We start from the raw sequence: 9674 nt of genomic DNA, 5'->3' as shown, positions 1-9674 counted from the left end.
TACACTGATACACAAAAATCTAAAAAGGGAACAAAGCGTAATCCAGAAACATAAAATTCTAAAATTTTCCTATTTCAACATAGCGAGATCAACCACAGTTCTAAAACCGGTATGGTCTGAAGAAGAATTTAAGCTTTGCCCCATACGGGCAGAAATGCGATAGCTCGCACAATAAGACTTGTCACACAAAAACGAACCTCCTTTAATCACTTCTCCTGTTGATAAGGATTTTCAGGATTAAATGGTTTTTCGGTCCTTGTGGATTGAGTGACTTTTTGCTACTATCTATATCCTGATAATAACGCACTGAAAACCAGTCTTGGGTCATCTCCCACACGTTACCTGACATATCGTAAATACAAGTGAGTTAGACTCAAAAGAAGCTACCGGTGCTGCATATGAAAACCATCTTCTTTTATATTTTTATTAGGGAAATCACCTTGCCATGTATTTGCCTTAGTAGTTAATTCTTTCTCATCATTTCCCCAGGTATATATACACCATGCATTTTTCCATGGGCAGCGGCTTCCATTCGGTTTCGGTAGGCAGTCTCCTATTTGCCATTGGCAATAAGCAAGAGCATCTTTATAGGTAATATGAAAACAGGATAATTTTCTTTTCCCTTAATCGAACTTTCTGGTCCCTGAGGGTGCTGCCAATTGGCTCCTATTTTCCATTCCCACCATTGTGTATAATTATCCAAATCTATTACCTGCTCAACGTTACGATTAAATATTAAAGAGCCAGGCTGTAATAGGCTGTCTGCGGGCTTTGGAGTTCCTGCCGGTAATTCTTTTTTTAATTCCCCCCATTTAATAGGCCGTTCTGCCACAGTAACATAACCCGTCGCATCACAAAATCTTTAAATTGAGCGTTTGTAACTTCGGTCTTATCTATAAAAAAACCATCTACAACTACAGGATGTGCGGGTTTTTCGCGCGGTAAAGCCAGTAGATCAGTAGCTGTTGCTCCTGAGTAAACTGTATCCCCGACACCCAGACCATTCCGTCTGGTGTAGCAATACTATCTGGTTGTGCTATAATTCGTGGCGCTATTTCTAAAGCTGCATTTTCTGTAATAGTTTTTATAGGGTGCTTCTCTCTACACCCCGTTGCTTGTGTGCATAAAACTAGCGGCATCAATAAGACGGAAAGATATTTTTTTAAGATCATAACGTACTAATTATATTGAAGCTAATCTTCCTCATACCCAGGCAAACGGTTCTCAGGTAAAAGTAACCACGTAAGTACTTCTAATAAAGTTTTTGCTGTTAATTGTAAATTTACAGAAGCCCAATAGCGCTTATTCAAATCTAAAAAATACTACTTTTGTAGCGATGAGAACATTGATTCTGACCCTTTCTATTATCACACTTTTTTCTTCGGTTTTTCCGTGCTGTTTTACAGAGCAATTTTGCGATTCTGCATCTTTTGAAATATGTGATGACACCTCACAGAGTGATCACGATGTTGATCATTTACCCTGCTCTCCATTTTTTAGCTGCGGAAACTGTACCGGTTTTATTAGCCCTAGTTTTGATCAAATTTCATTTATACAAGAATCTATTTTGACTTCTAAGATCATATCCTATAAAAGTCTGAACACGTATAACTTCTGTTCACCTTCCTTTAAGCCTCCTAAGGCTAGATATAGAAATTCTTTCGATTTCGCTTAAGCGAAAAAACACATTTATAATCAAAACATTTACAAATTGAAACATCTCGTTTTAATGTTGTGGCTATTAGCATGCACAACAACCTGGGCTCAAAATTCATTTGAAGCCACTATACAAGAATCTGAAAACAACGAACCGCTTTATGGCGTTTCCGTATTCATTAAAACTTTAAACAATGGTGCAGTCACTAATATGCAAGGTCTCGTACATTTAAAGAATATACCAGACGGCACACACACTATAGAAATTAGTTATGTAGGTTTTAAAACCTTAAGAATTACACGAAATTTTCCTTTAGATAATCAATATTTAAATGAAACAATCCTACTTCAGGAATCTCACGAAGAAATGGACGAAATTATTTTGACCTCTACACGAAGTTCAAGAACTTTTCAAGATACTCCTTCCCGTCTAGAATTTATTGCCGGTGAAGAATTAGCCGAGAAAGGAAATATGAAACCCGGTGATATTAGAATGCTACTTAATGAAAGTACCGGAATACAAACGCAGCAAACCTCTGCTACCAGTTACAACTCGAGTATTAGAATACAAGGTTTAGACGGTAAGTACACCCAGTTAATACGCGATGGTCTTCCGTTATATTCGGGTTACTCAGGCGGATTAAGCCTAATGCAAATCGCACCCTTAGACCTTAAGCAAGTCGAAGTAATTAAAGGTTCGTCTTCAACATTATATGGCGGCGGTGCGATTGCAGGTCTGGTAAACCTAATTTCAAAAACACCTCAAGAAGAACGAGAGTTAAGTTTTATGGCCAATGCCACATCAGCATTAGGTTTAGATTTGAGCGGTTTTTATTCTGAAAAATATGGCAAAATAGGGACCACAGTTTTTGCTTCCTACAATACCGCTACTCCTTATGATCCGGCAGATATAGGCCTTACAGCGATTCCTAAATACGATCGTTTTACCTTAAACCCCAAGCTCTTTTTGTACTTAAATGAAGAAACTAATTTAAATATAGGCTTCAATTTTGTTACTGAAAATCGCTTGGGCGGATCGATAGATTTTATAAAAGAAGATCGCGATGCGGGTTATTTTGAACGCAATAGCACAGACCGTTTTTCGACACAACTGCTAGGGTCGCATAGCTTCTCGAGTACCTTGTCACTGGTAGTCAAAAACAGCATTAGTTTTTTTGATCGAAAGATTGAAATCCTGACTATACATTTGCAGGAAAGCAAACCTCCTCATTTTCAGAAATAAACCTAACCGCAATTGAGGAGAAGACCGAGTGGGTTGCCGGTATTAATTTATGGACGGAAGACTTCAAACAATATGAGGGAAATCCCAATCAGGATTTAAGTTTTACAAATTATACCTTCGGAATGTTTGCCCAGAATATATGGGATATTGAAGAAAATTTGACGCTTGAAACCGGCTTGCGAGGTGACTATCAAAGTGATTACGGGTTTTATATACTTCCCCGATTTTCTGTAATGTACAAGCCATCAACACAACTTACCTTAAGAGCCGGTGGAGGTTTAGGTTATAAAACACCCACCGTTTTTACAGAAGATGTAGAGCGCTTGCAGTTTCAGAATATATTACCTATAGATGTTGATGAAACCAGTGCAGAGCAATCTATGGGATTTAATTTAGATGCAAATTATAAATGGTCTATTACAGAGGATCTGAATCTATCTACAAATATTCTGTTGTTCTATACACAAATTAATGACCCCCTATTGCTAACCAGAACATCGGGTTCTTCGTTTGAATTTACTCAACCCGATGGTGCAATAGATACAAAAGGGATAGAAGCAAACTTGCGTTTAAGTTATCACGATTTTAAATTATTTGTAGGCTATACGCTTGCTGATGTAAACCAGGAGTATAACGGTAAGCGCGAGCAATATCCTCTAGTAGCAACCCACCGCCTAAACAATGTGTTGATGTATGAAAAACACGAAAATTTCTGGATAGGTCTCGAAGGATACTACTACAGCCCGCAACAATTAAATGACGGTGCTACCGGTGATGCATACTGGATTGTAGGTGTAATGACCGAAAAGAAATTAGGAGATAAATTTTCGTTATTTCTAAATTTTGAAAACCTACTAGACACGCGTCAAACCAGATTTGACACTATTTACACAGGAAGCATTGATGATCCTCAATTTAGAGATATTTATGCACCTGTAGATGGGTTTGTAATTAATGGAGGCTTTAAGCTAAAATTATAGCACTTAACCTGTACTATAACTTATAACAAATCCGTATATCGCTACTTAACGATATGCGGATTTATTGTTTAGGTCTTGAATTATTTTACTAAAGACGGTCTATCCAGTTATCTTCAAAATATTTTATTGGATTAGCTCCTTCAAAATAGTTGTTAAGTAAGTTGTTGCAATAGACCTTAAAAACAAAAAAGCCCAACATTTCTGTTGAGCTTTGTACCCCGGGCGGGAATCGAACCCGCACTCGTAAGAACTGGGTTTTGAATCCAGCGCGTCTACCAATTCCGCCACCGAGGCATTGTGCGTGCCAAAATTAATAAAAAATAAGGTTCTTTCACTAAAATTTATCATCAAATAAAACTCTACAACCCAATTAAATTTATACTTTTGCAGCCTCTTATAAATTTAGCTAATCTAATCATAAGATACAGATGCCTTTACAAGAACCCGAAGCAAAAATTTTTCCCTGTACTCAAAGCAGGGCCTTAGCTGAAAAAATAGCTGAAGCTTACGGGCAACCGCTAGGTAAGATTATCACATCAACCTACAGTGACGGTGAATTTCAACCTTCTTTTGAAGAATCTGTAAGAGGATCACGAGTATTTATCATAGGCTCAACAATGCCCAGCAGTGAAAACCTGATGGAAATGTTGCTTATGCTCGATGCCGCAAAACGTGCTTCTGCTCGTCATATCACGGCTGTACTCCCCTATTTTGGGTGGGCACGCCAGGATAGAAAAGACAAACCCAGAGTACCTATTGCCGCAAAACTAGTCGCTAATTTATTAGAGACTGCAGGAGCAACACGCATAATAACGATGGATTTACACGCAGATCAAATACAAGGCTTTTTTGAACGCCCGGTTGATCACTTATTTGCATCTACAGTATTCTTGCCGTACTTACGCTCTTTAAATTTACCTAACCTAACGATAGCTTCACCAGATATGGGTGGTTCTAAAAGAGCCTATGCCTATTCTAAAGCTCTTGATTGTGATGTGGTAATTTGCTACAAACAACGTGAGAAAGCTAATGTAATTAGCTATATGGAACTCATAGGTGATGTAAAAGGTCGTAATGTCATTTTAGTTGATGACATGGTAGACACTGCCGGTACACTTACAAAAGCTGCCGATCTAATGATGGAACGTGGCGCATTAAGTGTACGTGCAATATGTACACATGCCCTACTAAGCGGCGATGCTTATGAGCGTTTAGAAAAAAGTAAATTAGAAGAACTTATCGTAACCGATAGTATTCCCCCACGAAGAGAAAGCAATAAAGTACGCATCGTAACATGCGCAGACTTATTTGCAGATGTAATGCACCGTGTGCACAATAACACGTCTATTGCATCAAAATTTATAATGTAATTTATTAATACTTAATATATAATTAAATGAAGTCAATCACGATCACAGGATCTAAAAGAGAAAGCGTGGGCAAGAAAGCTGCAAAAGCCCTACGTAATGCTGGACAGGTTCCTTGCGTATTATACGGAGGGATGAGCCAGTACACTTTAACGCACCAGAATTAGCGTTTAAAAGCTTGGTTTATACTCCAGATGCGCATACCGCGACTTTGGAGCTTGACGGAACTACCTATATGGCAATTCTTCAGGACATTCAATTTCACCCGGTAACAGATCGCATTCTTCACGTAGATTTTTACCAGATTTTTGAAGGTAAAGAAGTTACAATGACTATCCCTGTACACTACGAAGGTAACTCTAGAGGTGTACGTAATGGTGGTGTTTTACGTAAAACATTCCGTACGTTACGTGTTAAGGCATTGCCTAAAAACCTTCCTGATTTTGTTGTTGCAGATATTACCAAACTTAAAATTGGTGATAAATTGTACATTACTGAAATTGAACAAGGAGACTGGAAATATCTTCACCCAGACAACACTGTTGTTTGTCAGGTTAGAACTTCTCGTAATGTTGTTGCCGACATGGATGACGAGGATGAAGAAGAAACTGAAACTACAGAAGCAACTGAACAAGCTGCTAACCCTGAAGCATAGGTTTAATCAAAAAACCATAACAAAAACACCCGCTATCGTGGGTGTTTTTTATGCGCTAACTTCAAGAGCAAATTAAAGACAGTAATTTTCTGATAAGCTTAACCAATTATTCAAATTCAATACATTCAAAACCTTAAATTTGCAGAGATAATAAACCCTATACGCCAGAATTACTGTGTAGGTTATATAATTTATTGATTCTGATTTTCAAAATTGAAATACCAGAAATGTATTCCACAGAAATTTTAGAACATTAAATTTTGAATACAAACAATGCTCTTCATTAATTGAGCAGTAAAATATGAGTGCATTCTTTAGCAAATTTTTTAGCTCATCAAAAAAGGAAACCATAGACCCTATGAAGAAGTTCTTAATAGTAGGTTTAGGCAACATAGGCCCTAAATATGCAGAAACCCGACACAACATTGGTTTTAAAATTGTTGATGCCTACGCAGAATTAAAAGAAACCACCTGGGAAACAGAAAAACTGGGTGATGTCGCTTATACTAAGGTTAAAGGTAAAACGGTTATTTTATTAAAACCTAATACCTATATGAATCTTAGTGGTAAATCTGTAAACTTCTGGATGCAAAAAGAAAAAATAAGTTTAGAAATATTCTGGTTATTACAGATGATCTTAATCTTGATTTTGGAACCATTCGCGTAAAAACAAAAGGCAGTGATGGTGGTCATAACGGTCTTAAAGACATTCAAAATCAGCTTTTAACTTCAGCATATAACCGATTTCGTTTTGGCATAGGCGATCGTTTTAGCAAGGGCAGACAAGTAGATTATGTTTTAGGAGAATGGGTAAAAGAAGAACAACTAGATATGCCCGAAAGGCTTGATATGTCGTGCAAAGTTGTTGAAAGTTTTATAGCTTCGGGCATTACAAATACAATGAACGCGTACAACGGCAAATAAATTGGAACAACACATTTCTGCAGAAGGCTTTAACGGTTCAAAACACACCGTAGTTACTATTGGCACTTTTGACGGTGTTCATTTAGGACACCGCAAAATTATAGATCGCCTGCTTACCAGTGCGCAAAACAACGATTTAGAGTCTGTAGTACTCACTTTCTTTCCGCACCTAGAATGGTGCTTCAAAAAGATACCCAGATAAAACTTATAAATACAATAACCGAGCGAAAAGACCTTCTTGAGGCAACAACACTCGACCATTTAATAATTCATCCCTTTACCAAAGATTTTTCACGTTTAACAGCAGAAGAGTTTGTAAAAACTATTTTAGTAGATCAGCTTAAAGCGCACAAAGTAATTATAGGATACGATCATCATTTTGGCCGTAACCGCAATGCAAATATTGAAGATCTGAAAGAATTTGGTAAACACTATAATTTTGAAGTTGAAGAGATTTCAAAAAAAGATATTGATGACGTCGCTGTAAGCTCTACTAAAATTCGCAAAGCACTTCTTGAAGGTGATATTAGACTTGCTAATGACTATTTAGGATATTCTTTTATGCTCAACGGGATTGTTTCTCGCGGCAGAGGTTTAGGCAGAAAATTTAATTACCCTACAGCAAATCTTAAGGTTGAAGAAAACTATAAGCTCATTCCTGCTAAGGGCGTTTATGTTGTAAAATCTGTTATTGCCGGGCAGACGGTTTACGGGATGATGAATATAGGCACAAACCCCACCGTAGGCGGAAGCGATCTTACCATAGAAACTTTTTTCTTTGACTTTAACGAAGATCTTTACGACCAGCATCTTCAAATAGAATTGCTTACCCGAGTGCGCGATGAGAAAAAATTTAATGATGTAGCCGATTTAATTGAAGCTATGCAGGCAGATGAACGTTTCTCTCGGGAATTTATTAAAAAATTAGATGCTTAATAAGTATCTCTACAAACAGGTAGACAATAGCGCTCTCATCGTTTTTAGAGTATTTTTTGGTCTGCTGATTACGATAGAGGCCTGGGGAGCAATTGCCACCGGGTGGATTCGCACCACCTTAATGGAAGGCGATTTTACATTCAATTTTATAGGCCTAGATTTTTTACAACCTCTTCCCGGCAATGGTATGCTCTACTATTACGGGATAATGGGATTATTTGGCGTATTTATTATGTTAGGCTTTAAATACCGCTTTAGTGTTGTTGTTTATGGTATTATGTGGTCTGCGGTTTATTTGATGCAAAATCATCGTACAACAATCATTACTACCTCTTAATGCTTCTTTTGGGTATAATGGCTTGCCTGCCTGCAAACCGATACTTTTCAATAGATGTAAACAAAACCCAGCTTTAAAAAAAATAAGCATGCCGCGCTGGGTTTATATGATTATAATCGCTCAACTCTGGATTGTTTACACCTATGCTTCCGCAGCAAAACTTTACCCAGACTGGCTCGATGCTAGTATGCAGAGCAACTTATGCGCTCAAAAGCAGACTACCGCATAATAGGAGGACTCCTTCAACTAAAATGGGTGCACTGGTGCATCGCCTATTTTGGAATTCTATTTGACCTTCTTATAATTCCTGCGTTACTGTGGAAACCTACCCGTAATTTTGCTTTTATATTTTCATCTTTTTTCACTTATTCATTCAGTAGTGTTTCAAATTGGCATTTTCCCATATATGTCACTTAGCATTCACACTGTTCTTCTTTCTTCGGAAACCATACAGCGTATTTTCTTACCTAAAAAAGAATTCTACGATAAAGCTGAAGTGATACGGCCAGATATCTACAAACCGGCTCTACTCATTTTCGGTTTGTATTTTTAATTCAACTGGAGCTCCCTTTACGACATTGGATTATTAAAGATGATGTACTGTGGACTGAAGAAGGGCACCGTCTTAGCTGGCGTATGATGCTACGCTCTAAAGGCGGAGGATAAACTTCAAGGTTATTGACAAAAACACTGGTCTTGAAATACCTTTTGATCACAACAAAATACTCTCCCGCAAGCAGCAACGATCTGTAGCACAAAACCAGATGTAATCTGGCAGTTTGCCAGCGTATTAAAAAAGATTTTGCAGCAAAAGGTAAAGACGTTGCATTTATGTAGATTGTAAGATACGGGTTAACGACAGCGATTATCATACTTAATTGATCCAGAGGTAGGACATGGCTGCTGCTAAATGGGATTATTTCTGGCACAATGAGTGATTATGCCGTCTCCACTGGGAAAGGAATCTACTAAAGAGGCTTTACATAATTAATTAAGTTCTGCTTTTTTATAGCATAATCCTAAATTATTAGCTTCCGTTTTTAGCGTGGGTTTACGTACTTTTGCCGTCTAAAATTAAGATATGCTACACCTTGCAGATATACGTGAAAACAAAGAAGAATACATCAAAGCACTTACTAAACGTAATTTTGATGCCACTTCTGTTTTTGACCAAGTAATTTCTTTAGACGACAAGCGTCGTAGCACCCAGACTTCTTTAGATAATACTCTCGCCGAAAGCAATAAGCTCTCTAAAGAAATAGGGGCTATGTTTAAAAATGGCGAAGCTAAAAAAGCTAACATTTTAAAAGAGCGCACTGTTAAGTTGAAGGAAGATTCTAAAAACTTACAGGAAACACTTACTGCAACTATTGAAGAATTAGATCAATTACTGTATACCATTCCTAACATCCCACAGGAAAGTGTACCCGCAGGGAAAAGTGAAGATGATAATGAAGAGGTTTTCCGCAAGGGAGATATTCCTGTTTTAGAAGATGGCAGCTTGCCGCATTGGGAACTGGCAAAAAAAATATGACATCATAGATTTTGAACTGGGTAACAAAATTACAGGTGCCGG

The 9674-nt window shown here is 37.6% G+C and carries 9 protein-coding genes, 1 tRNA gene and 5 pseudogenes; 9 read left to right on the top strand and 6 right to left on the bottom strand.

Going from position 1 to position 9674, the window contains the following annotated elements:
- Positions 1–69 precede the first annotated feature (69 nt).
- The 5 genes from P164_RS19060 to P164_RS18885 all read right to left on the bottom strand — a co-directional run bounded on the left by P164_RS19060 (position 70) and on the right by P164_RS18885 (position 1139).
- Positions 70–210 carry an SUMF1/EgtB/PvdO family nonheme iron enzyme gene (locus tag P164_RS19060; RefSeq protein WP_262490345.1) on the bottom strand — a complete coding sequence of 47 codons (141 nt, stop codon included), beginning with the start codon at positions 208–210 and terminating at the stop codon, positions 70–72.
- Positions 203–328 (bottom strand): hypothetical protein, encoded by a 126-nt coding sequence (locus P164_RS19055; protein ID WP_262490344.1) that lies wholly within the window; start codon positions 326–328, stop codon positions 203–205. Before P164_RS19055 ends, P164_RS19060 begins: the two co-directional genes overlap by 8 nt.
- A gap of 225 nt (positions 329–553) precedes the next feature.
- A complete protein-coding gene (locus P164_RS18895; RefSeq protein ID WP_028374451.1) occupies positions 554–832 on the bottom strand; it encodes a hypothetical protein in 279 nt (92 codons plus the stop codon).
- The gene (locus P164_RS18890) at positions 799–951 is read right to left on the bottom strand and encodes an SUMF1/EgtB/PvdO family nonheme iron enzyme (RefSeq protein ID WP_234405798.1); all 153 of its coding nucleotides are present in this window, start codon (positions 949–951) and stop codon (positions 799–801) included. The genes P164_RS18895 and P164_RS18890 overlap by 34 nt, the downstream gene beginning before the upstream one ends.
- Positions 915–1139 carry a hypothetical protein gene (locus tag P164_RS18885; RefSeq protein WP_028374450.1) on the bottom strand — a complete coding sequence of 75 codons (225 nt, stop codon included), beginning with the start codon at positions 1137–1139 and terminating at the stop codon, positions 915–917. The genes P164_RS18890 and P164_RS18885 overlap by 37 nt, the downstream gene beginning before the upstream one ends.
- Positions 1140–1711: 572 nt before the next feature.
- On the opposite strand from P164_RS18885, the gene P164_RS18880 reads away from it, so the two are divergent.
- A complete protein-coding gene (locus P164_RS18880; RefSeq protein WP_234405796.1) occupies positions 1712–2899 on the top strand; it encodes a TonB-dependent receptor in 1188 nt (395 codons plus the stop codon).
- A 122-nt stretch (positions 2900–3021) separates the two neighbouring features.
- Positions 3022–3879 (top strand): TonB-dependent receptor plug domain-containing protein, encoded by an 858-nt coding sequence (locus tag P164_RS18875; protein WP_234405795.1) that lies wholly within the window; start codon positions 3022–3024, stop codon positions 3877–3879.
- 214 nt (positions 3880–4093) lie between these two features.
- On the opposite strand, the gene P164_RS00035 is transcribed toward P164_RS18875, so the two are convergent.
- A tRNA-Leu gene (locus P164_RS00035) sits at positions 4094–4173 on the bottom strand.
- A gap of 134 nt (positions 4174–4307) precedes the next feature.
- Between P164_RS00035 and P164_RS00030 the strand changes: the two genes are divergently transcribed.
- From P164_RS00030 to P164_RS00005, 7 genes and pseudogenes are all read left to right on the top strand, one after another.
- On the top strand, positions 4308–5249 hold the full coding sequence (locus tag P164_RS00030) for a ribose-phosphate pyrophosphokinase (protein WP_028374449.1): 942 nt from the start codon (positions 4308–4310) through the stop codon (positions 5247–5249).
- A gap of 26 nt (positions 5250–5275) precedes the next feature.
- A pseudogene (locus tag P164_RS00025) lies at positions 5276–5901 on the top strand (50S ribosomal protein L25/general stress protein Ctc).
- A 301-nt stretch (positions 5902–6202) separates the two neighbouring features.
- Positions 6203–6825, top strand: a pseudogene (gene pth, locus P164_RS00020) (aminoacyl-tRNA hydrolase).
- 1 nt (position 6826) lies between these two features.
- Positions 6827–7761: pseudogene (locus tag P164_RS00015) on the top strand (bifunctional riboflavin kinase/FAD synthetase).
- Positions 7754–8515 (top strand): annotated as a pseudogene (locus P164_RS19150) (HTTM domain-containing protein). Before P164_RS00015 ends, P164_RS19150 begins: the two co-directional pseudogenes overlap by 8 nt.
- A 135-nt stretch (positions 8516–8650) precedes the next feature.
- A complete protein-coding gene (locus P164_RS18855) occupies positions 8651–8764 on the top strand; it encodes an HTTM domain-containing protein (protein ID WP_316930169.1) in 114 nt (37 codons plus the stop codon).
- Positions 8765–9179: 415 nt separating this feature from the next.
- A pseudogene (locus P164_RS00005) lies at positions 9180–9674 on the top strand (serine--tRNA ligase); the annotation flags it as partial.

Source organism: Leeuwenhoekiella sp. MAR_2009_132 (assembly GCF_000687915.1).
Lineage (GTDB): Bacteria > Bacteroidota > Bacteroidia > Flavobacteriales > Flavobacteriaceae > Leeuwenhoekiella.
Note: the sequence above shows the minus strand (reverse complement) of the source record. Positions and strands in the feature narration are given on the sequence as shown.